Origin of the sequence: Nitrospirillum guanabarense, from assembly GCF_034653355.1 — a bacterium.
In the GTDB taxonomy this organism is placed as follows: domain Bacteria; phylum Pseudomonadota; class Alphaproteobacteria; order Azospirillales; family Azospirillaceae; genus Nitrospirillum.
The window spans coordinates 2318749-2340211 of record NZ_JAYEER010000004.1; the positions used below are offsets into that span (position 1 = coordinate 2318749).

At 68.1% G+C, this 21463-nt stretch carries 23 protein-coding genes; 11 read left to right on the forward strand and 12 right to left on the reverse strand.

The window, feature by feature from the left end; all coding sequences use genetic code 11:
• The first annotated feature begins 2 nt into the window (after positions 1-2).
• Entirely contained in the window at positions 3-1889 is a 1887-nt protein-coding gene (gene cobT / locus UAA55_RS28785; protein WP_322957134.1) for a cobaltochelatase subunit CobT, read from the forward strand.
• Between the two features lie 68 nt (positions 1890-1957).
• Here cobT and UAA55_RS28790 read toward each other — a convergent pair whose 3' ends face one another.
• Positions 1958-2530 (reverse strand): hypothetical protein, encoded by a 573-nt coding sequence (locus UAA55_RS28790; RefSeq protein ID WP_322957136.1) that lies wholly within the window; start codon positions 2528-2530, stop codon positions 1958-1960.
• A gap of 196 nt (positions 2531-2726) precedes the next feature.
• Here UAA55_RS28790 and murI point away from each other — a divergent pair, with 196 nt between their 5' ends.
• Complete coding sequence (gene murI / locus UAA55_RS28795) at positions 2727-3611, forward strand: glutamate racemase (RefSeq protein ID WP_322957137.1); 885 nt, start codon at positions 2727-2729, stop codon at positions 3609-3611.
• Here the strand turns inward: murI and UAA55_RS28800 are convergent.
• The 7 genes from UAA55_RS28800 to UAA55_RS28830 all read right to left on the reverse strand — a co-directional run bounded on the left by UAA55_RS28800 (position 3608) and on the right by UAA55_RS28830 (position 10417).
• The gene (locus UAA55_RS28800) at positions 3608-4249 is read right to left on the reverse strand and encodes an RES family NAD+ phosphorylase (RefSeq protein WP_322957139.1); all 642 of its coding nucleotides are present in this window, start codon (positions 4247-4249) and stop codon (positions 3608-3610) included. The two genes, murI and UAA55_RS28800, sit on opposite strands and share 4 nt — an antisense overlap.
• 34 nt (positions 4250-4283) lie before the next feature.
• Positions 4284-4670 carry an MbcA/ParS/Xre antitoxin family protein gene (locus UAA55_RS28805; protein ID WP_322957141.1) on the reverse strand — a complete coding sequence of 129 codons (387 nt, stop codon included), beginning with the start codon at positions 4668-4670 and terminating at the stop codon, positions 4284-4286.
• 82 nt (positions 4671-4752) lie between these two features.
• Positions 4753-5613, reverse strand: a complete 861-nt coding sequence (gene nadC, locus UAA55_RS28810) for a carboxylating nicotinate-nucleotide diphosphorylase (RefSeq protein WP_322957142.1) — start codon at positions 5611-5613, stop codon at positions 4753-4755.
• Positions 5610-7265 (reverse strand): L-aspartate oxidase, encoded by a 1656-nt coding sequence (locus UAA55_RS28815; RefSeq protein WP_322957144.1) that lies wholly within the window; start codon positions 7263-7265, stop codon positions 5610-5612. The genes nadC and UAA55_RS28815 overlap by 4 nt, the downstream gene beginning before the upstream one ends.
• Before the next feature lie 77 nt (positions 7266-7342).
• Positions 7343-8353 (reverse strand): quinolinate synthase NadA, encoded by a 1011-nt coding sequence (nadA, locus tag UAA55_RS28820; protein WP_322957146.1) that lies wholly within the window; start codon positions 8351-8353, stop codon positions 7343-7345.
• Positions 8354-8674: 321 nt separating this feature from the next.
• Entirely contained in the window at positions 8675-9865 is a 1191-nt protein-coding gene (locus UAA55_RS28825) for a class I SAM-dependent rRNA methyltransferase (RefSeq protein ID WP_322957148.1), read from the reverse strand.
• Positions 9866-9946: 81 nt separating this feature from the next.
• Entirely contained in the window at positions 9947-10417 is a 471-nt protein-coding gene (locus tag UAA55_RS28830) for a hypothetical protein (RefSeq protein ID WP_322957149.1), read from the reverse strand.
• A 325-nt stretch (positions 10418-10742) separates the two neighbouring features.
• Here UAA55_RS28830 and UAA55_RS28835 point away from each other — a divergent pair, with 325 nt between their 5' ends.
• From UAA55_RS28835 to UAA55_RS28850, 4 genes are all read left to right on the forward strand, one after another.
• A complete protein-coding gene (locus tag UAA55_RS28835; protein ID WP_088872405.1) occupies positions 10743-11429 on the forward strand; it encodes a Crp/Fnr family transcriptional regulator in 687 nt (228 codons plus the stop codon).
• A gap of 243 nt (positions 11430-11672) precedes the next feature.
• On the forward strand, positions 11673-12149 hold the full coding sequence (locus tag UAA55_RS28840) for a nitrate- and nitrite sensing domain-containing protein (RefSeq protein WP_322957151.1): 477 nt from the start codon (positions 11673-11675) through the stop codon (positions 12147-12149).
• The gene (locus UAA55_RS28845; protein WP_322957789.1) at positions 12145-12852 is read left to right on the forward strand and encodes a nitrate- and nitrite sensing domain-containing protein; all 708 of its coding nucleotides are present in this window, start codon (positions 12145-12147) and stop codon (positions 12850-12852) included. Before UAA55_RS28840 ends, UAA55_RS28845 begins: the two co-directional genes overlap by 5 nt.
• Entirely contained in the window at positions 12849-13721 is an 873-nt protein-coding gene (locus UAA55_RS28850) for a methyl-accepting chemotaxis protein (protein ID WP_322957153.1), read from the forward strand. Before UAA55_RS28845 ends, UAA55_RS28850 begins: the two co-directional genes overlap by 4 nt.
• Before the next feature lie 5 nt (positions 13722-13726).
• On the opposite strand, the gene UAA55_RS28855 is transcribed toward UAA55_RS28850, so the two are convergent.
• On the reverse strand, positions 13727-14533 hold the full coding sequence (locus UAA55_RS28855; protein WP_322957154.1) for an alpha/beta fold hydrolase: 807 nt from the start codon (positions 14531-14533) through the stop codon (positions 13727-13729).
• A gap of 131 nt (positions 14534-14664) precedes the next feature.
• Here UAA55_RS28855 and rlmN point away from each other — a divergent pair, with 131 nt between their 5' ends.
• The 3 genes from rlmN to UAA55_RS28870 all read left to right on the forward strand — a co-directional run bounded on the left by rlmN (position 14665) and on the right by UAA55_RS28870 (position 16460).
• Complete coding sequence (gene rlmN / locus UAA55_RS28860; RefSeq protein ID WP_416235231.1) at positions 14665-15879, forward strand: dual-specificity RNA methyltransferase RlmN; 1215 nt, start codon at positions 14665-14667, stop codon at positions 15877-15879.
• Positions 15880-15947: 68 nt separating this feature from the next.
• A complete protein-coding gene (locus UAA55_RS28865; protein ID WP_322957157.1) occupies positions 15948-16229 on the forward strand; it encodes a hypothetical protein in 282 nt (93 codons plus the stop codon).
• Positions 16230-16235: 6 nt separating this feature from the next.
• Positions 16236-16460, forward strand: coding sequence for a hypothetical protein (locus tag UAA55_RS28870; protein ID WP_322957158.1), 225 nt, complete (start codon positions 16236-16238; stop codon positions 16458-16460).
• Between the two features lies 1 nt (position 16461).
• Here UAA55_RS28870 and UAA55_RS28875 read toward each other — a convergent pair whose 3' ends face one another.
• Together UAA55_RS28875 and UAA55_RS28880 are read right to left on the reverse strand one after the other, a co-directional pair.
• Complete coding sequence (locus UAA55_RS28875; RefSeq protein WP_322957160.1) at positions 16462-17799, reverse strand: HipA domain-containing protein; 1338 nt, start codon at positions 17797-17799, stop codon at positions 16462-16464.
• On the reverse strand, positions 17796-18047 hold the full coding sequence (locus UAA55_RS28880) for a helix-turn-helix domain-containing protein (protein ID WP_322957162.1): 252 nt from the start codon (positions 18045-18047) through the stop codon (positions 17796-17798). Before UAA55_RS28880 ends, UAA55_RS28875 begins: the two co-directional genes overlap by 4 nt.
• Before the next feature lie 274 nt (positions 18048-18321).
• Between UAA55_RS28880 and UAA55_RS28885 the strand changes: the two genes are divergently transcribed.
• Positions 18322-19533 carry an argininosuccinate synthase gene (locus UAA55_RS28885; RefSeq protein WP_322957163.1) on the forward strand — a complete coding sequence of 404 codons (1212 nt, stop codon included), beginning with the start codon at positions 18322-18324 and terminating at the stop codon, positions 19531-19533.
• 127 nt (positions 19534-19660) lie between these two features.
• Positions 19661-20047: a hypothetical protein gene (locus UAA55_RS28890; RefSeq protein ID WP_322957165.1), complete on the forward strand. Its 387-nt coding sequence runs from the start codon at positions 19661-19663 to the stop codon at positions 20045-20047.
• Between the two features lie 86 nt (positions 20048-20133).
• Here UAA55_RS28890 and UAA55_RS28895 read toward each other — a convergent pair whose 3' ends face one another.
• On the reverse strand, positions 20134-21363 hold the full coding sequence (locus tag UAA55_RS28895; protein ID WP_322957166.1) for a hypothetical protein: 1230 nt from the start codon (positions 21361-21363) through the stop codon (positions 20134-20136).
• Between the last annotated feature and the right edge of the window lie 100 nt (positions 21364-21463).

A 21463-nucleotide genomic window follows, 5' to 3' on the forward strand; every position in this document is an offset into this window, starting at 1 on the left:
CCATGTCTTCCGACCGGGAATCGCCGCTGGAGGCGTTCAAGCGGGCCACCGGCGCCGCCGTCCGCGCCATCGCGGAGCGCGGTGACCTGACGGTGGGGTTTTCCGCCGAGCCGCCGGGCTACTCCGGCACGCGGGTGCGGGTGCCTTTGCCCACGCGTGACCTGAACGTGCGCGACGTGGCGCCGGTGCGCGGCGCCGCCGATGCCGCCGCCCTGCGCCTGCGCCACCACGACGCCGCCGCCCATGCCCGGCTGCTGCCCACGGGCGATACCGCCCGCCTGGCCTTCGACGCGCTGGAACAGGCGCGGTGCGAAGCCCTGGGCGCCAACGCCATGGCGGGCGTGGCCGACAACCTGACGGCGGCGCTGGAGGAACGCTTCCGCCGCCAGGGGCTGGATCGGGCCACGGCGCGGGACCAGGTGTCGCTGGCCGACGCCCTGCGCCTGATCGCGCGTGAGGCCCTGACCGGCGCCCCGGCGGCCCCCGCCACCCGGGCGGCGCTGGACCTGTGGCGTCCCTTCATCGAGGAAAAGGCGGGCACCGACTTGGCCCAGCTGAAAGCCGCCATGGCCGACCAGCAGGCCTACGCCCGGGAGGCCCGCCGCATCCTGGCCGACCTGGACCTGGAGGTCGGTGGCGAGCCTGAGAAGTCGGAAGAGGAGGAGACCGCCGAGTCCGGCGACGCCCAGAGTCCCGAGGGCGCCGACAATGACGAGGCCGGCGGTGGCCAGTCCGACGACGCCGAGCCGGAAGCGACGGGCGAGCAGCAGCAGGCCGGCGGCCAGACGGAAGAGACCGCCGGCGCCGCCGAAAGCAGCGAAGGTGAACAGCAGGAAATGGAAGGGGCCGGGGCCGAGCAGTCGGGTGAGCCCGGCGAACCGTCCCGCCCCGATTTCGGCCGCAACAGCCTGGACAGCGGCAACTACCGCGCCTTCACCACCGAATTCGATGAGGTGGTGGGGGCGGCCGACCTGTGCGACGCGGATGAACTGGCCCGCCTGCGCATGATGCTGGACCAGCAGTTGCAGCACCTGCAGGGCGTCATCGCCAAGCTGGCCAACCGCCTGCAGCGCCGCCTGATGGCCAAGCAGACGCGGGCCTGGGTGTTTGATCTGGAGGAAGGCATCCTGGACGCGGCCCGCCTGGCCCGCGTGGTGGCCAACCCGGTGCTGCCCCTGTCGTTCAAGCAGGAGAACGACACCGATTTCCGCGACACCGTCGTCACCCTGCTGATCGACAATTCCGGATCCATGCGCGGCCGGCCCATCACCATCGCCGCCATGAGCGCCGACATCCTGGCGCGCACCCTGGAACGCTGCGGCGTGAAGGTGGAGATCCTGGGCTTCACCACCCGGGCATGGAAGGGCGGGCAGAGCCGCGAGCGCTGGCTGGCCAGCGGCAAGCCCGCCGCCCCCGGCCGCCTGAACGACCTGCGGCACATCGTCTACAAGGAGGCCGACGCCCCCTGGCGCCGGGCCCGGCGCAACCTGGGCCTGATGCTGCGCGAAGGCATCCTGAAGGAGAACATCGACGGGGAGGCCCTGCTATGGGCCCACACCCGCCTGATCGCCCGGCCGGAGCAGCGGCGCATCCTGATGGTGATTTCCGACGGCGCGCCGGTGGACGACAGCACCCTGTCGGTCAACAGCGGCAGCTATCTGGAAAAGCACCTGCGCAGCGTCATCGAGTACATCGAGACCCGCAGCCCGGTGGAGCTGATCGCCATCGGCATCGGCCACGACGTCACGCGTTATTACCGGCGCGCCGTCACCATCGTGGACGTGGAACAACTGGGCGGCACGGTCATGGAAAAGCTGGCCGAGTTGTTCGACGAGGACGACCGCCGCCCCGGCGCCGCCCGGCGGCCGGCGCGCGCCGGCCGCCGTTAACCCCAGACCCGCATGGAAAAAGGGCCGCCAGGCGGGTGCCGGCGGCCCAAATCCCGCCTCGGAAGAGCTTACTTGCCCGCGGGCTTGGCCGCCGGCGCCGGAGCGGCGGGGGCCGGCGCCCCACCCGTGCGAGCCTTGTACACATGCAACTGTTCGTTGAAGCGCCCCGCAAGGAATTGCATGTTGTTGACCACGACATCCTGCAGGCGGGTCAATTGCAGGAACTTGGCCACCGTCACCTGGTCCGGATGCTGCGCCACAAGCTGGTCGACGCAAGCGATGAAGCCCTGGCCGCTGTTGACGTAGGACTGCATCTCCTCATGCGCCTTGCGCATGTCGGCCTCGGGCGCGGTCTTGCCGTCGGGAATGGTGGGCACCTTCTTGGGAACGGGGCAGTTCCAGCCATCGTCATCGTCGGCCTTTCCACCCGCCTTGACACCGGCGGCCGGGGCCGCGGCGGCGGGGGCCGCCGGCTTGGCTGCCGATGGCATGATGGGCGCGGAACCGGCCGTGGGCGAAGAAGCCGCCGGATTCGCCGCCTGGGCCCGGGCAGGCGCGGCGCCAGTGAACGCAAGGGTTGTCGCCGAGGCGAGGACGGGCAGGATCATCAGGGACCGGCGGACGGCGACACGCAGGCTCACGGGCAAGGTTCCTCAAGACAAAGGGGCAATGGGCGTCAGCATAAAGGACGGGCGCACTAAGGCATAGCCGACATGCGTTGGCAAGAAGGGGCGGCAACCGGCCGCAACGCCGTTGCCGCCGACCCGGCCGATCGTGCTAAACCGGAGGGGATGGGTGCCGGGCGCACCCCCAAGGCAAACGGTGCGGTTGCGAGCGATGATCGGCGTTTTCGATTCAGGCCACGGCGGATTGACGGTCTTGCGCGCCCTGGCCGACCAGATGCCCGATCGCCGCTTCGTCTACCTGGGCGACCACGCCAACGCCCCCTACGGCAACCGCACGCCGGAGGAGATTTACCGCTATACCGTGGCCGGGGTGGAACGGCTGTTCGGCCTGGACTGCCCCCTGGTCATCCTGGCCTGCAATACCGCCTCGGCCCAGGCGCTGCGGCGCCTGCAGCAGACCTGGCTGCCCACCGCCTATCCGGACCGCAGGGTCCTGGGCGTGCTGGTGCCCATGGTGGAGGCCATCACCGGCGTGCCGTGGATGGCCGAGGTGGCCGCCGGATCGCGGGCCGGCGAGCCGCGCACCGTCGCCATCTTCGCCACCCAGCACACCGTCAGCAGCGGATCCTACCCCACCGAGATCGCCAAGCGCGCGCCGGAGGTGCGGGTGGTGCAGCAGGCCTGCCCTGACCTGGTGCGGCTGATCGAGGCCGATGCCCCGGTTGAGACCATTCGCGCCGCCATCGAGGGTTATGCCGGGCAGTTGATGGCCCAATTGGACGGCGTGCCGCCGGACGCGGTCGTGCTGGGCTGCACCCACTATCCCCTGGTGGCCGACCTGTTCGCCCAGGCCCTGCCCCCCGGCGTGGAAATCCTGGACCAGCCCAACCTGACGGTCAGCAGCCTGCGGGCCTATCTGGAGCGCCACCCGGAATATGAGCTGCCCAGCCGGGCGAAGGAGCAGGGCGGCGTGGAGGCTTTCCACACCACGGGGGCCGCCGAGCCCATCACCCGGCTGGCCACCCGCTTCTTCGGCGGCGAGGCCAAATTCCACAGCATGGGTCCGGACCCCATCCCCGCCAGCTTGAACGGCTAACGGGGAAACTCCAGCTGTATGGCCGGAAATTCGCACCAGATCTGGACGGCCTGGGGGCGGATGAAGAGGTGCCAGCTGGACAGCCGCTTGGGCTTCTTGGCGTCAAAGGCCTGGGGGGTCAGCAAAGCGACGTTGGCCCCACCCGCCGGGTCGCGTACCGACTGATAGCGGATGAGCTGGACCCCGCCCACCCGCGCGGCATCGGCCAAGTCCTGGCAGGCGGCATAGTCCGATTTGTCGGTCCATAGCCCCTGGTCCCGGTCCAGGGGCGGCGCCATCAGGTCCGCCGCTTGGTCCACGGCGCAGCCAACCTCTATCCCCGTCCGCTCCATGGGCCGGGCGGGAAGCTGCGCCCCGGGTGCCTCCAGGAAGAACAGCAGGGCGTAGTGCGCCGCCTCCGCCGCCGCGGTTTCCGGCCGTTCGGCGGCGTAGTACACCCCGTCGGGCTGGTGAGCGCGGCGGAAGCGCGAGCCGTGGGGATAGGGCGAATATCGAAAGGGCGTCGCCAGCAGGAAATGCAGCCCGTCGCACTCCGGCGGCATGGGCGGCTTGGTTTGCTCCAGCATGTCTTCCAGCAGGGCCTGGTCGGCCAGCGTCCCCACCAGGCGAATGGTGGAAGCGCGCGCTTGGTTTTCCACCAGCCGCCAGAGATCGTGCCCGTAAGGCCGCGCCTCAGACGCGAGCGCGGCGGGCGTCCACATAGCTCACAACCGAGGCCAGGCCGACGATGCTTTGGACCAGGTCGATGGGGCGGCCCCGCAGCGCCAAATTCTCCGCCCGCAACCACGAGCGGGAGCTGGCGTCGTCACCGCCGGTGATGGCGTCCAGGCCCCGGAACATGCGGATGAACAGCAGGCCCAGTTCGAACGCCTTGTCCTTGCGCGCCAGCTTGAAGGCGCCCGTACGCAGGCGGCTGACGGAGGCCGGCGACACGCCGATGGTGCGGGCCAGAATGGCGTCCGGCACCTGCAGGATGTCCGCCGCGCGGCACAGCGCCTGGGCCAGCACGGCGCTTTCACGTTCCGGCGAGCGATCCCGCGCACTGTCCGAGTGGGACATCACCACCTCCATGGAAAGATTTTGATGTCAATCTTTCTATGGAAAGATAAGACGGCCGCTGCGGGTGGTCAATGGGTTCCGCTTACAGGCTCTCGAAATCCAGCCCGATGTCGAAGTTGGTGACGGAGTGGGTGAGCCAGCCCAGGGAGATCAGGGTCACGCCCGTCTCCGCCACCGCCCGCACCGTCTCCGGCGTGATGCCGCCGGAGGCTTCGGTGATCAGCCGGCCAGCCACCATGCCCACGGCCTGGCGCAGGGTGGCGGGGTCCATGTTGTCCAGCAGGACGGCGTCCACCGGCAGGGCCAGCAGTTCTTCCAACTGGGCCAGGGTGTCGACCTCCACCTCGATCTTCACCATGTGACCGACATGGGCGCGGGCGCGCTCCACCGCGGCGCGCAGGCCGCCGGCCGCCACCAGGTGGTTGTCCTTGATCAGGACGGCGTCATCGAGGCCGAAGCGGTGGTTGCCGCCGCCGCCCACGCGCACGGCGTATTTCTCAAGCGCGCGCAGGCCGGGCGTGGTCTTGCGGGTGCAGACGATATGGGCGCCCGTGCCCTCGATAGCCCGTACCAGTTCCGCCGTCTTGGAGGCGATGCCGCACAGGCGGCCCAGCAGGTTCAGGGCCGTGCGCTCCCCCGACAGGATGGGGCGGGCCGCCCCCTCCACCACCGCCACCGCTTGGCCAGCCGCCACATGGGTGCCGTCGGCCACCAGGGTGCGCACCGACAGGCTGGGGTCCAGCAGGGAGAAGGCGGACAGCGCCGGAGCCAGGCCGGCGACGACGCCGGCGTGGCGGGCCTGGAACAGGGCGCGGGCCTGGGTTTCCACCGGGATGCAGGCATCGGCCGTGACGTCGCCCGCCCGGCCCAGATCCTCCAGCAACGCGGCGCGGACCAAGCCTTCGTACATCACGGGATAAAGCGGGGCGAAAGGCGTGCTCATGAACGGGTTTCCCGGGTGGTGGCGGGCTCAACCTCGGCCACGCGGCCGAGGTCGGAATAGGTCAGGATCTGGTGATGGCGCCAGGCGTCGCGGGTTTCCGGATGATCCGCCCGGGTATGGGCGCCCCGGCTTTCCTCCCGGCGCTTGGCCGCCTCCACCACCAGGCGGGACAGCAGCAGGCGGTTGCGCAGTTCCAGGCCGGCGCGGATGCCGGCATAGTCGCGGGCCGGCGCCAGGTGGTCCGCGGCCACGGCCAGGCCCCGCAGGCGCAGCGCCGCCTCGGCCAGGCCCAGGCCATCGCGCACCAGGCCCACCTTCTCCGCCATCAACCGCTGCGCCTCGGCCGCCAGGTCGGCGGCGGGGGCGCCGCCGGGCACGGTGGGGGCCTCAGGCACGGCCACCGGCTGGGGGGTGGCCGGTTCGGCCGTGAGCGCCGCCGCCACGCGGCCGGCGAACACCACCGCCTCCAGCAGCGAGTTGCTGGCCAAGCGGTTGGCGCCGTGGACATGGGTGCAGGCGACCTCACCCGCCGCCCACAATCCTGGGATGGAGGTGCGGCCATCGGCATCCGTCAGCACGCCGCCCATGTGGTAGTGCGCGGCAGGCGCCACGGGGACGGGGGCGGCGGCGGGGTCCAGGCCGGCCTCGGCGCAGATGCCAGCCACGGTGGGGAATTTTTCCGACTTTCCAGCCGCCCACAAGGGCCGCAGGTCCAGGAACACCTTTTCGCCCCACGCCACGCGGCGGCCGATGGCGCGGGCCACCACGTCACGGGGCGCCAATTCGGCGTCGGGATGCTCTTCGGCCATGAAGGCGTGGCCGCCGGCGTCCAGCACCTTGGCGCCGGCGCCACGCAGCGCCTCGGTCAGCAGAGGCCGGCGGCCGGGCGGGCCGGCGACGGCCAGGGCCGTCGGGTGGAACTGCACGAATTCCAGGTCGGCCAGATGGGCGCCGGCACGGGCGGCCAGCGCCATGCCATCACCCGTGGCCTCGGGCGGATTGGTGGTCACGGCCCACAGCTGGCCGGTGCCGCCGGTGGCCAGGACCACATGCGGGGCGACGTGCAGCACCCAGCCGACACCGTCCTCATAGGCCAGAACGCCCTGCGCCCGCCGCCCGCGCCCGGTCTCACGCACCACCAGGTCGGCGGCGGCGGCGCGGGTGTGGATGCTGATGCCCGGGGTGGCGCGCACGCGCGCGGCCAGGAAGGTCACCAGGGTACGGCCGGTGGCGTCGCCGCCGGCATGCAGGATGCGGTGGCGGCCGTGCGCCGCCTCGCGCCCCAGCAAGGGCCTGCCGTCGGCCCCCCGGTCGGCGGGCAGGCCGGCGTCCAGCAGGGTGGACATCTCGACAATGCCGGCCTCGGCCAGGAGGCGGGCCATGCTGGGATCCGTCAGTCCCGCCCCGGCGGCGACCGTGTCGGCGGCATGGTCGGCGGCGCTGTCGCCGTCACCCAGCGCCACGGCCACACCACCCTGGGCCCACAGGCTGGACCCGCCGGGCAGGTCGTCCGTCTTGGTCAGCAGGCGGACCTTCCGCCCGGCCTGGGCCAGGGCCAGCGAGGCCGCCATGCCGGCCGTGCCGGACCCGACCACCACCACATCGCTGTGGACCACCTTAACAGGCGACACCGGATAAGACGCGCCATCCATGGCATCAGGCTCCGTCACCAGAGGAACGGGACGGCCGGCCGAACATCCGGCCGGCCTTGGGTGTCATACGAACGGGATCAGCAGCCCACGGCCAGCATGCGCTCCACCGCCAGGCGGGCGCGATCGGCCACCGTGGGGTCGATCTCCACCTTGGGCTCCATCGTCCGCAACGACTCCAGGATGTTGGAGAGGCTGACCCGCTTCATGTGGGGGCACAGGTTGCAAGGACGGATGAATTCCACGTCCGGATATTCGGTCGCGACGTTGTCGCTCATGGAGCATTCGGTGACCATCAGCACCCGGTTCGGCCGCGCCTCGCCCACATACTCCACCATGCGGGCGGTGCTGCCGACGAAGTCGGCTTCGGCCAGCACCTCGGGTGGACATTCGGGGTGGGCGATGATGGTCAGATCCTTGAAGCGGGCGCGGTAGTCGCGCAGTTCCGACCCCGTGAAGCGCTCATGCACCTCGCAGTGGCCCTGCCACTTGATGATCTTCTTCTTGGTCTGGGTGGCGACCCAGCTGGCCAGGTATTCATCGGGCAAGAACAGCACGCTGTCGCTGTCCAGCGATTCCACGATCTCCACCGCGTTGCCGGAGGTGCAGCAGATGTCGCTTTCCGCCTTCACCTCGGCCGAGGTGTTGACGTAGGTGACCACCGGCACGCCGGGGTGCGCCTCGCGCAGCAGGCGGATGTCGGCGGCGGTGATGCTGTCGGCCAGCGAGCAGCCGGCGCGCATGTCGGGCATCAGCACCGTCTTGGACGGGTTCAGGATCTTGGCCGTCTCGGCCATGAAATGCACGCCGGCCATGACGATGACGTCGGCGTCCGTCTGCGCCGCCTTGCGCGCCAGCGCCAGGCTGTCGCCCACGATGTCGGAAACGCAGTGGAAGATTTCCGGCGTCTGGTAGTTGTGCGCCAGGATGACGGCGTTGCGTTCCTTCTTCAGCGTGTTGATGGCGTGCACCAGCGGCGCGTGGAAGGGCCACTCCACCTCCGGGATCACCTTGGCCACCCGCTCATACAGGGGGCGGGTCGCGGCGGCGACGGCGGGGGTGTATTCGAGATCGATCTCGGCAACGGACATCGGGACACCTGGCAAACGAACGCGCCACGAACGACATCGGCCCGCATGGCCGGCCCCCACGGCGCGACAAGCGGGGGCATCTTCCCTGTATCTTCACCACCCTTATGCTCTATTTGAGCATTAGGGTGACTAATGCTCGCGCGGAGCATAAGGGGTGTCAAGCCCGCTCTCAGGGACCATTCATGTAACTGTCACAGGGGTGACCCGGGTCCACCGCATCGCTGCGGGTGCGAGAAACGAGACCCCAGAAACGGAAAAAGCGGCCGAAGTCAGCCGCTTATCCCTATTTGTTCTCGCACTTCCACGCCACCGGGCGCCGCCTTAGTCCAGGGCGAACACTTCCGCCTTGAGGTAGGCGCTTTCCGGCAGCAAAGGATGCACCGGGTGGTCCGGGCCGGCGCCGGAAAAGCGCAGGATGCGGCCCTGGCGGCGGGCGTCCCCCAGGCCCTTGGCCACCAGTTCGGCGAACATGTCCGGCGGCATGTTATGGCTGCAGCTGGCCACCAGCAGAATGCCGCCGGGGGCGGTGATCTGGGCGCCCAGCTTGGCCAGCTTGCGGTAGGCGCGGCTGCCGTTGGCCAGGTCCTTCTTGGACTTCACGAAGGCCGGCGGATCGCAGATCACCACCTCGAAGGTCTCGCCCCCCTCCGCCAGGCGCTCCAGCTCGGCGAAGGCGTCGGCCTTACGCAGTTCCACCGTGTCGGCGACGCCGTTGGCCGCCGCCGCCTTGCCGGCCAGTTCCAGGGCGCCGGCCGACCGGTCGACCAGCACGGTGCGCGCCGCCCCCCGGGTGGCCGCCAGCACACCGAAACCGCCGCAATAGCTGTAGAAATCGATGACCGAGCGACCCTGGGCCAAGCTGGCGACGAAGGCGCGATGGTCGCGCTGATCATAGAACCAGCCCGTCTTCTGCCCGCCCGCCGGGTCGGCGAAGAAGGTGGCGCCGTTCTCCTCCACCTTGATGGGCCCGTCGACGGCCCCCACGGCCACGCGCACCTCCTCCCCCACCCCTTCCAGGCCGCGGGCGGCGCTATCATTGCGCAGGATGATGGACGCGCCGGGGAACACCGTGCCCAAACCCTCCAGGATCTGGGGCAGCAGCCGATCCATGCCGGCGGAGTTGGCCTGCACCACCAGCACATCGCCGTAGCGGTCGACGATCAGCGCCGGCAGGCCGTCCGCCTCGGCATGCACAAGGCGGTAGTAGGGCCGGCCGATCATCCGGTCGCGCAGCGCCGCCGCCGTGCGGAAGCGCTCGGCGAAGAAGCCGGCGTCGATGGTCGCCGACAGGTCGCGGGTCAGCACGCGCGCCGCGATCAGGGTGTGGGGGTTGAAGGTGGCGATGCCCAGCACGCCGCCGCCGGCGTCGGCCAGCCGCACCAGCCCGCCACGGGCCAAAGCCTTGGCGGCGGCATCCATCTGGATTTCGTTGGAATAGGCCCAGGGGTGGCCACCGGCCACGCGCTTGTGCCGGCCCGCCTGGAACAGCAGGGTGGGGAGCTTTTCAGTCATGGGCCGGAGAATACCGCGCGGCCCCGAAGGCACAACGGCAAAGGGCGCAAGGGCTCCCGTCGCCAGGAACGCATCTGGTCCTCAGGCCGGCGCGGCCATCGGTTCGGCCACCAGGTGCTTGCACAGGCGGCGCCCCTCGGGCAGATGGCCCAGGGCGCGGAAGCGCGCCAGCGACGGATGGGCCTTCACCTGGCTGTCCGGCAGGGTGACGTGGATGGCGTCGCAGCCGTACCGGCGGGCGATCCGGTCCATTTCCGCCAGCAAGGCGTCACCCGCCCCTTCCGGATCGAAAAGGTCCAGGGCCACGAACACGTCCACCTGCAAGCCCAAGCGATGATCCAGATCCGGCACCACCAGGTAGGAGAACAGGCCATGCATGTAGCGATGGTCCAGCTGCACCGTGACGATGCCACCGCGGCTGCCGGGCGCCAGCAGGGCCTGGGCGTGGTCGCGCCAACGCTCCACCGTCAAGTCCGGATAGAACGGGCGCATCAGCGCATAGGCCTGATCGATCTGTCGGGCGTCCAGGGGACGGGTCACGAAGGTGGGCATGAAGGCGCAAATCCGAGACTGAGGGATAGCCATCCTGATGCCAGGCCCCGAACCGCCGCCATGACATGGATCAAAGAATAAACGCGGGATTGGAGTAAGCCAGTCATCGCCATGTCTAGGCTTTTCCTCAGTCGTTTCCTGGCTATATGCTGACCTCGCGGCACTGATTGGGGAACGAAAGATCGGCCGCATCCCTCCGACCGCGATCCGCGCGGGCTCCGGAGGTGACGGCTGACAGCGGAGTGCGGCGATGACCCACATCGATTTTGCCTATTCCAGGGATTCGAACACCCAAACCAACGGGAAGACCGACCCGGCCAGCGAAATCCACCCCTGCAGCGCCTGCACCGTTCGCACCCTGACCGTCTGCGCCGCCTTGGAGGCGGAGGAACTGCGCCGCCTGGCGGAGATCCTGCAGACCACGCGCTTCGACGCCGGCCATACGGTGTTCGGCGAGGGCGACCCGGCGGAAACGCTGTACAACGTCACCTCCGGCACGGTGAAGGTCTACAAGCTGCTGCCGGACGGCCGGCGGCAGATCACGGGCTTCCTGCTGCCGGGCGACTTCTTCGGCCTGTCGGTCAACGACAGCTACGCCTACACCGCCGAGACGGTGACGCCGGTGTCGCTGTGCCGTTTCCCCCGGCGCCGCATGGAGGCGCTGCTGGATGAGTTCCCCAAGATGCAGCGCCGCCTGTTCTCCATGGCGTCGAACGAGCTGGCGGCGGCGCAGGACCAGATGCTGCTGCTGGGCCGCAAGACGGCCAAGGAGAAGATCTGCTCCTTCCTGCTGCTGCTGTCGCAGCGGGCCAGCCGGCGCGGCCACAAGACCAACCCGGTGCACGTGCCCATGAGCCGCGCCGATATCGCCGACTATCTGGGCCTGACCACAGAAACCGTCAGCCGCACCTTCACCCAGCTGAAGACCAGCCGGGTCATCAGCCTGCTGGAAGGCAACAAGGTGCAGATCCAGGACATGGATGACCTGCTGGATCTGGCCGAGGGCGCCTGAGTCAAAGGGGGAATATAGCCCCAAGCGGGCGATTTAGGCTTCGATCCTCTTTTCTCGAAGAGCCTACGGAAGTTCGTTGTTTTTCGGTGTTGGAATTATGTCGTTCCAACCGATAGAAGCGCAATAAAGAAACACTTGCCGTTGCTTAATCAATTAAACTTATAATTAGCTGATCTTTTGAATTTTCCGCCCTATCCGCTTGCATTAGCGTGCTTTTTTCAGAAAAAGCGGAAGATGGGGCCGATGACTCGATTCAGGATCCTGCACCGCGTGGTGCTGGCGTTGCTGGTGCCGTCGCTGGGCCTGCTGCTGGCCGCCGCCCTCATCCTCGCTGAAAAACAGGCGACGGTATCCCAGATGCGGACGCTGTCGCGGTTGACGCAGCTCGCCACCACGGTGGGCGACCTGGTGCATGAAATGCAGCGCGAGCGGGGGGCGTCGGCCCTGTTCCTGGGCAGCAAGGGCGTGCAGTTCCAGCGCGAGTTGCCGGAGCAGCGGACCCGCACCGACCAGCGGCGGCGGACGCTGGAAGCGGCGCTGAAAAGCGACGTCAGCGCCTCGGCCGGCAGCGCGCTGGCCCAAATCTTGATAGACGCCACCCGGCGGCTGGCGCAACTGGACGAGATGCGGCGCAAGATCGACGGCCTGCAAATCCCGGCCGCGGAGTTCGAGCGCCTATTTCACCGCGACGATCCTGCGTCAGCTGGACGTCGATATTGAAATTTCCAAATCGGTCACGAACCCGGACGTGGCGCGGGTGCTGTCGACCTATGTCAACTTCACCCAGGCGAAGGAGCGCGCGGGAGAGGAGCGGGCGAACGGCGCGCCGGCCTTCGCCGCCGGCAAGTTCGACATCACCCAATATCGGCGCTTCCTCGGCACGCTCGCGGAAGAGGCCACGTATTTCCGGCTGTTCACCGCCAGCGCCTCTCCCGACGACCAAGCCTTCCTGGACCGCACGGTGACCGGCGAGGCCGTCAGCGAGGTCGAGCGGATGCGCAAGGTCGCGGTGGAAACCACGCCCGGTGATGCGCTGGGCGGAATCGACGGCGCCTATTGGTTCAAAATGGCGACCGCGCGCATCGACATGATGAAGACGGTCGAGGATCACCTGTCCCACGCCTTGCTGGCACAAGGGGAGCGTGTCCGGGACGATGCCAAGGGCGTGCTATGGACGGCGCTGGCGGCCACGCTGGCGCTGTTCGGCATCACGGGCGTGCTCAGCACCGTTATCGTGCGCGACATCACCCGGCCGGTGGCCGGCATGACCCGCGCCATGACCTGCCTGGCGGGCGGCGACCAGTCCGTCGAGGTGCCCGGCGTCGGCCGCAAGGATGAGATCGGCGACATGGCGGCATCGGTCGAGGTGTTCAAGCGCCGGATGATCGAGGCGCGCGGCTCCGCGCCGAGCAGGAGTCGATGAAGCGCCGGGCCGAGGAGGAAAAGCGCGCGGTCATGGCCAAGCTGGCCGATGAGTTCGAGGCCAGCGTCAGGGGCGTCGTGGCCACCGTGTCCTCCGCCTCGGCGCAGTTGCAGTCCACCGCGCAGTCCATGTCGTCCACGGCCGCCCAGACCAGCCAGCGCTCCACCACCGTGGCGGCGGCGGCCGAGCAGGCGTCCGCCAATGTGCAGACGGTCGCGGCGGCGGCGGCCGAGCTGTCCTCTTCCATCGGGGAGATCAGCCGGCATGTGGCGGAGTCGACCCGCATCGCCAGCCAGGCGGTGACCGACACCGCCCGGACGAACACGCAGGTGCAGGCCCTGGCATCCGCCGCGCAGAAGATCGACGAGGTGGTGAAGCTGATCAACGGCATCGCCGGGCAGACCAACCTGTTGGCCCTGAACGCGACCATCGAGGCGGCACGCGCCGGCGAGGCGGGCAAGGGCTTCGCCGTCGTCGCCTCCGAGGTCAAGCTTCTCGCCACCCAAACCGCCAAAGCGACCGAGGACATTTCGGCCCAGGTCAAGGCCATCCAGCAGGCCACCGCCGATTCGGTGCATGCCATCGACGGCATCACCGGCACCATCACGCGGATCAACGAGATCGCGACCACGGTGGCATCGGCGGTGGAGGAACAGGGGGCCGCCACCCAGGAAATCGCCCGCAGCGTCCATCAAGCCTCCTCCGGCACGGCGGAGGTCGCAACCAACATCACCGCCGTCACGCAGGCGGCGGGGGAGACGGGGGCCGCCTCCAGCCAGGTCCTGACGGCGGCGGCGGACCTGTCCCGGCAATCAGACGCGCTGCGCGCGCAGGTTGACGCCTTCATCTCCAGGGTGCGCGCGGCGTAAAGGCATTAAGCCCGGCGGGCGAACGCCGCCACGTCGGCGTCGAAACGGCGGGCCGCCTCAAGGAACGGGGCGTGCCCGACGCCGTCGTACAGATGCACCTGCGCCTGCGGCAGGGTCTCCGCCAGCCAGTCGGCCATGGTGGGCAGGATCACCGGGTCCGCCCGGCCATGGACCACCAGGGCTGGACGGTCGAACGCCGCCAGGGCGGCGCCATCCATCTGGCGGCGCATCATCGCCCGTCGCGCCGCCAGGGGTACCGACAGGGTATCGGCCACCGCCGCGTCCGCCTCATTCCGCTCACCAAGCGCCTCAGCCAGCGCGCGGGCACCGGCCTCTTGCGTTGCCAGGTCGTCGGAGAGGATGGGCGGAAAATGGGCCTTGGCGGCGGGCCCCAGATAAGGCGCGGCCGCCTTGCCCAAGCGCGGGCAGGCCCCGGCGAAAACCGCGCCGGCGATCCCCTCGGTCCCATACGCCGCCACATGGTCGGCCAGCACGGCACCGCCGTAGGACCAGCCCACCAGGATCACATCCTCCAAGCCCAGGGCGCGGCGCACGGCCATGACATCGCCGCCCCAGTGGGGGCCGTCGCCGTAGGCGGCCGGATCCTGCGGCCGGCCGGACCGGCCATGCCCCCGCAGGTCCAGCGCCAGGAGGCGGAACTCCGCCGCCAGGGGACCGTCGAACTGGGCGCGGAAGGCGCGATGGCTCTGGCCGAAACCATGCAGGAACAGCATGGGCCTGCCCTCGGGCACGCCGCCCTCCGCCACCGCCAGCAGGGTCCCGTCCGCCGCCGTCACCTGATGCAGGATCATGGCCTTTGCCTTCCAGATCTTATGTTCCCACCCGCGATAGCGGCGTCTGGTCCCGCACGCAACCCCGCCCCGCGCATTTTTCCCGAGTTCCCCCTTTGACTCGGGGCCGATCTGCCCCATCTATCGCCGCCATGGGCGTGGAAAATCACATGAAGGAATTCGCCCCGCCGCCTCCTCGGGCGGACGGGCGGGTGAACTTGGTCGGCCTCTCGCGGGACGATCTGGAGGCTGAGGTCGCACGGGCCGGGCTGGAGCGCTTTCGCGCGCGCCAGCTGTGGCACTGGATCTACCATCGCGGCGCCACCGATTTCGCGGTGATGAGCACGCTGGCCAAGCCGGTGCGCGAGAAGCTGGCCGACCTTTACGTCATCGACCGGCCCACGGCCGTGAAGGACCTGAAGAGCGAGGACGGCACGCGCAAGTGGCTGGCCCGCATGCCCGACGGCCAGGAGATTGAGACCGTCCACATCCCCGAGGAAGACCGCGGCACGCTCTGCGTCTCCTCCCAGGTGGGCTGCACCCTGACCTGCCGCTTCTGCCACACCGGCACCCAGCGCCTGGTGCGCAACCTGGACGCCGCCGAGATCGTGGGCCAGGTCATGCTGGCGCGCGACCACCTGGACGAATGGCCGGCCCCGCCCGACGGGCGCATGCTGAGCAACATCGTGATGATGGGCATGGGCGAGCCGCTGTTCAACTACGCCAACGTCGCCAAGGCGCTGAAGATCGTCATGGATGGCGAGGGCATCGCCATTTCCAAGCGGCGCATCACCCTGTCCACCTCCGGCGTCGTGCCCATGATGCGGCAGTGCGGCGATGAGCTGGGCGTGAACCTGGCCGTCAGCCTGCACGCGGTGAATGACGAGTTGCGCGACCGCATCGTACCGCTGAACCGCAAGTACCCCATCAAGGAACTGATGCAGGCCTGCCGGGACTATCCGGGACTCAGCAACGCGCGCCGCATCACCTTCGAATACGTCATGCTGAAGGGCGTGAACGACAGCCTGGCCGACGCGCGCGAGCTGGTGCGCCTGCTGCGCGGCATTCCGGCCAAGATCAACCTGATCCCCTTCAACTATTGGCCGGGCGCGCCCTTCGAGTGCTCGACCGATGAGCAGATCACCAAGTTCGCGGACTTCGTGAACAACGCCGGCTATGCCTCGCCCGTGCGCACCCCGCGCGGCCGCGACATTCTGGCCGCCTGCGGTCAGCTGAAGAGCGAGAGCACCAAGCCCACCGCCCAGGCCCGCATCGCGGCGCTGGAGGCGCACAAGGCCCTGCAGGCCGAGTACGCCGCCCAGGTGGCGGAAAAGGAAGCGGGTTTGGCGGCCACAGGCACGCTGTAATCCCCAGACTGTCATCCCTCCTGGGCTTTGGCTATCATCCGCCCCATCTTATGGGACGGATGATAGGGATGCGCGCTTTGGATCTCGGTACCGATCTCGTCAACAGCCTGATGATCCACCTCGGCGTCACGGCCCTGCTGCTGTGGCCGGCCCATCGGCTGGTCATCCGCGCCGGCCTGCCCCGCCGCTGGCCCCTGTGGCTGGCCTTGCCGCTGCTGGGGCCCGTCGTCTTCCTGGTGCTGCTGGCCAAGACGCCCTGGCCCGTTCTGCCCGTCCGCCAACCCAAGATGCACCCGCGCGAACGCCTGAAGCGCGAGCGGGCGGCCGCCCAGGCCACCGCGTCGGAGTAAGCGCCCATGCTGCCGCTCGCCTACGCCCCCGCCCTCGGCCTGCTGCTGCCCAACTGGGCCGCCCTGCTGATTGTCGTCATCCTGGCCACCATCGCCGTCTGTGCCGCCGGCCTGGTGCTGGCCAAGGTGGGCCGCAACCCCTATTGGGCGCTGCTGCTGTACTTCCCCGTCCTGGGCATCCCCGCCCTGTGGTACCTGGCCTATACCCACTGGCCCCGGCAGAGGGGGTGAGTCAGCTGGATGGCGCCCATCCACCGGCGCGTGCCAGATAGGGCGGCGCCTCGGCCGGGACGGTCCAGCCGAAGGCGCTGGCCATGCTGCGGACCACCTCCGCCACACAGCGGCGGATGTCCTCGTAGGGCTGGATGCCCGCGAACTCCGGCCTCCGCCGCAGAGCATCCAACTTGGGCAACACGGTCTCCGCCTGGGCCTTAACCGCCGCTTCCAAGGCACTCAGGGCCCCCGGCGCGCCTGCTGGCGCCAGCATGAGCCAATCAACCCTACGGATTTCGGTTGGCCGGATAGCACTACCGATTGCCATGGCCAAGTCCTCTGTGACCGGGAAGATTCGAGTGCACAGCACGTCATAGGCAGGAGCCAGGGAAGGCGCGCGGCCAGGCGCATCGTAGAGCAAGCTGAAATTCTTGGCGTGAGCATCGGCGTTCGCCAACAGCACCGTGGCGATCACCCGGCGTATCAGTTCCGCCCGCACCAACAACGGTGCCGCTGTCTGCCGAGCCAAACCCAGACATTGGCTCAGCCCTGGTCCAACCTTTTGAATCTCTCCTGTCTCATCGGTGGAAAACTCATACTTTCGCTCTGGCGGATAGCCCAGCGCCTGGCAAAAATCCTCCTGGTGGATTTCATGGATGCGGCCGCCCTCGACACGCCGGTCATAGCGTTCCACCAGTAGACATTCCCGCCCGCCGAAGGAGCGAAGGGCCGCTCCGGCGACATCCACACCCAGGTTGGCCGCCAGCGCCATGGAAAACGCCTCCGCCTTCGGCACAAGGGCAAAATCTGGCCTGCCGGCCGGAGCCACCTTAACGAGGTGGGTTGATGGCGAACCGTTGAGGGGTCGATAGAAGCGCCCGCCCAGTAGGGCCACGGCGGTCTTGGGCTGGGCCCCGGCTAGGGACAGGCGGACCCGCCGGTCGCCGGCGGAATTGGGCGACGCCGGAATCTCATCGATTATGCGGGCGAGGTCCGCCTCCTCCAGCGGCTCATAATCCTGCGGAATCTCCGGCCGGCTGCCGGGCTGCAGCAGCCGCACCGCACCAGCACATTCAGCGCCGTATTCACGCAACAGGTTAAAGGTCTCATACGGCTGCAACCGGCGGCGTTCGGCAGCGGCGGCCAAGGCCTCCCCCTCCGGAAGCAGCCCGGCAAAAAAAGGCCGACACTCCGCGTCAGCATAAGGCTCGAGTTGAGGCCGCAGGCTGATCGATAGCCGCGACAGTGGGTCGCGATCGGCATAGGTGAAGGTCAGGCGGCCCAGGTCGTCTGCCTCCAGGACACCAACCCCGCGTTCACCCAGGAAAACCTCCAGAGCCCGCCCGTCCCCAGTCACCGCAATCCTCCAAACAGATCGATGCCCAGGGCCTGCATGTAGGCCATGACCTTGCCCAGTTCGGCCGTGGGCTTGCCGTTCTCTACTGCCGAGAGGAAGGACAGGCTAAAGCCAGTGCCGGCCGCGACCTCACGCAAGGTCATGCCCAAGGCCTGGCGCCGGGCACGAATCAGGGCGCCCAGACGGCCGGGGCCATCCAGCGGAACGGCATCGGTCACGTCCTGCACAATGGCGCCAAACTGGGCCAATGGCGCCCCCCGATCCCGCTTCCTGTTCGCCGTTCGACTAACGCCGGACATGATACGATCCAGATTCCATCACCGTTCGTCGTACGGCTAACGTAACCCGCTGAAGCTTCCACACCAACCCTGTATTCGTCGTACGCCGAACATTCCTTCACCCAAACCGACGCTGGCGAGGGCTGGGGATGCGGCGGTCACACGCGCCACAATCTTGCCAGCCGAGCGCCCGGGGGATAACGTCCGCGACGCATTCCACCCAGATCAAGCGGGCGTACCAGTCATGAGCGTCAAGAAAGTTGTCCTCGCCTACTCCGGCGGTCTCGACACCTCCGTCATCCTGAAATACCTGCAGGAGACGTATAAGTGCGAGATCGTGACCTTCACCGCCGACCTGGGCCAGGGTGAAGAGCTGGAGCCCGCCCGCAAGAAGGCCGAGCTGCTGGGCGTGAAGCCCGAGAACATCTACATCGACGACCTGCGTGACGAGTTCGTGCGCGACTTCGTGTTCCCCATGTTCCGGGCCAACACGCTGTATGAGGGCGTCTACCTGCTGGGCACCTCCATCGCCCGCCCGCTGATCGCCAAGCGCCAGATCGAGATCGCCAAGGCCGTCGGCGCCGACGCCGTGGCCCACGGCGCCACCGGCAAGGGCAACGACCAGGTGCGGTTCGAACTGGGCTATTACGCCCTGAAGCCGGACATCAAGGTCATCGCCCCCTGGCGCGAATGGACCCTGAACAGCCGCACCGCCCTGCTGGAGTTCGCCGAGAAGCACCAGATCCCGATCGCCAAGGACAAGCGCGGCGAGGCGCCGTACAGCACGGACGCCAACCTGCTGCACATCTCCTACGAGGGCAAGGCGCTGGAGAACCCCTGGGAAGAGCCCGACGAGGACATGTACACCCGTACCGTCGCCCCGGAAAAGGCGCCGGACACCCCGACCTATGTCGAGATCGAGTTCGAGGGCGGCGACCCGGTGGCCGTCGATGGGCAGAAGCTGGGCCCGGCGGCCCTGCTGACCCGCCTGAACGAGCTGGCCGGCGCCAACGGCATCGGCCGCCTGGACCTGGTGGAGAACCGCTACGTCGGCATGAAGAGTTGCGGCGTGTACGAAACCCCCGGCGGCACGCTGCTGTCGGTGGCCCACCGCGCCATCGAGAGCCTGACGCTGGACCGCGGCGCCATGCACCTGAAGGACGAGATCATGCCGCGCTATGCCGAGCTGATCTACAACGGCTTCTGGTTCAGCCCGGAGCGTGAGGCCCTGCAGGCCCTGATCGACCAGACGCAGAAGCGCGTCACCGGCGTCGTGCGCCTGAAGCTGTACAAGGGCTCCGCCCGCGTGGTCGGCCGCCAGAGCCCGAACTCGCTGTACCGCCTGGACTACGTCACCTTCGAGGCCGACAGCGTCTACAACCAGAAGGACGCCGAAGGCTTCATCAAGCTGAACGCCCTGCGCCTGCGCCTGGGCGCCATGGCCGGCAAGCAGTAAGCGGCCTTATCCGCCACTTTCAGGAAAGCCCCGTCCGGGAAACCGGGCGGGGCTTTTTTGTTGGGCGCTTTTACCACCGCGTTGGCGTATTATCGTTCCTGGTGCATACGGCACGGGTTGAACAACGATGACGATGGGACAGTCCCTACCATCCGCCCCGTTCCCGGGGCCGGCGGTCAATGTCTTCGCCTATGGTTTCGCCGTTATTCCCCTGATCGCCACCGCCCTGGAGCAGGCCCTGATCCGCCATCCCGGCCCTGGACCCAAGGACGCCCTTCAGATCGCCAATTTGGCGTCGTTCTTCGTCTATCTTGTCCTGGCCGGTCTGGACCGGCGCGTCATTCGCACCGCGTTGGACAAGGCGGGCCGAAACTTCACGGCCCTGTGGGTGTTTCTCCCCCCGTCTTATCTCTGGCGGCGGGCGACCTGTCTGGGACTCCCGCACACCGCAGCCTGGCTCTGGTGCTTGAGCTTCGCCCTTTCCATTGCCCTGGGCGCCGCCCTGTACCCTTGACGGACACGCATCAGCAACGCGTCCGCCCAAGCAGCTTGTTGCGATCAGCGATGCCGGGAAGGAGCTTGGGCGGATGGCAGACTTCATCAGAGAGCCGATCGGGCACCGCGCGGGTCGTCACAGGGCTCGTCATTCGCCATGAGACGGACCCCGACGATGCGGTTGCCCGCCAGGAAAAAGCGGATCGCTGGAAGTTCATCCACCATCAGGCACAGCGACTTTCGGCCCCGTATCGTTACGACCGTCGCCGTATCCAACATGCCGAAGCTCGCCAACGATGCTGTTTCTTTATCCGCATCCAGGATGGCGCGCATGGACGTCACCGCCTGGGGCGCGGCGACGCTTTCGGTCGCTTGTTTCTTTGTCAGCAGATCAAGGAAGTGGTCCACCGCGTCCAGTTCGGGCACGGCGCTGGTTTCACCTTCCTCAACAACGCCATCGGGGGTGAGGCGCAGGGTCCAGTCGACCTGCCGCCCCTCACATTGGCCACAGGCGGAAAAGGTCTTGAACTCGCCCTTCGTGCGTACGCGCAAGCGGTCACCCTTCACGCGCGTTCCCACCTTCTGGTCGACCATGCGCGCGAACAGATGCACCGCCGCCGGCTTGGCCGTTCGGCCATTCCAGTCCCAAACGCTGATCTGGGCCCCAACGGTCGCCCCCATCATTTGAGCGTGGTCAGCATCAAGGTAGAAGCGGCGGAGGCCGTCGGCACGGATCGGTAGCAGACCCACATCAGCGGGGAAAAGGGGACCGCATGCCTCTCCACCATCCGACACGGATGCCTCGCCGCACCCCGGCCCTGCGCCTGATAGGGACCAAGCGCTGAGTATCTTGAAGGCGATGACGTAGGGTTGGTCAGGTGCATCAGCAATGCTCCAGACACGCTGATACCGCCCGTCCCTGATTCCCAAAATAAAAGCGGTGCCCACTTCGTTCTGCTGAGCCGCGACGACAACCGACTGCGTGTCCAGCCGTCGCGCCAACACATTGATGGAGGGCACGCCGAATTTGTCTGGCGGCAACAGGCCCTGCACGGCGGCGGCGACCTCCGCCTCTGTCGCATCGGGACGCGTATTCAGGCAGTCCGCCGCCGCCTGCGCATACAGATCCCACTCCTGTCGCAGCAGGTCAGGTGCGGCAGGGTCATCGTCCAGTCCGAAGCCCTGGTTGTGCGGCGCCAATCGCTTGTCGATCTCGGCAAAGGCCGCCGTCAGGGACCCCGCCATGGATTGAACCGGCGCGGCGACCGCCCCCTGCAAACAGACGCCGACCATTATTCCGGCCGCGATCAACCGGCCCCACACGAATCGCTTCATCCTGAACCCCGGCACGCATGGACCGTGAAGATTTATCCTTATGGCCGCGATCGGCGACAACCGCCGGCAAGCGGCAAGTCACTCCGCGCGCCGGCTCTGT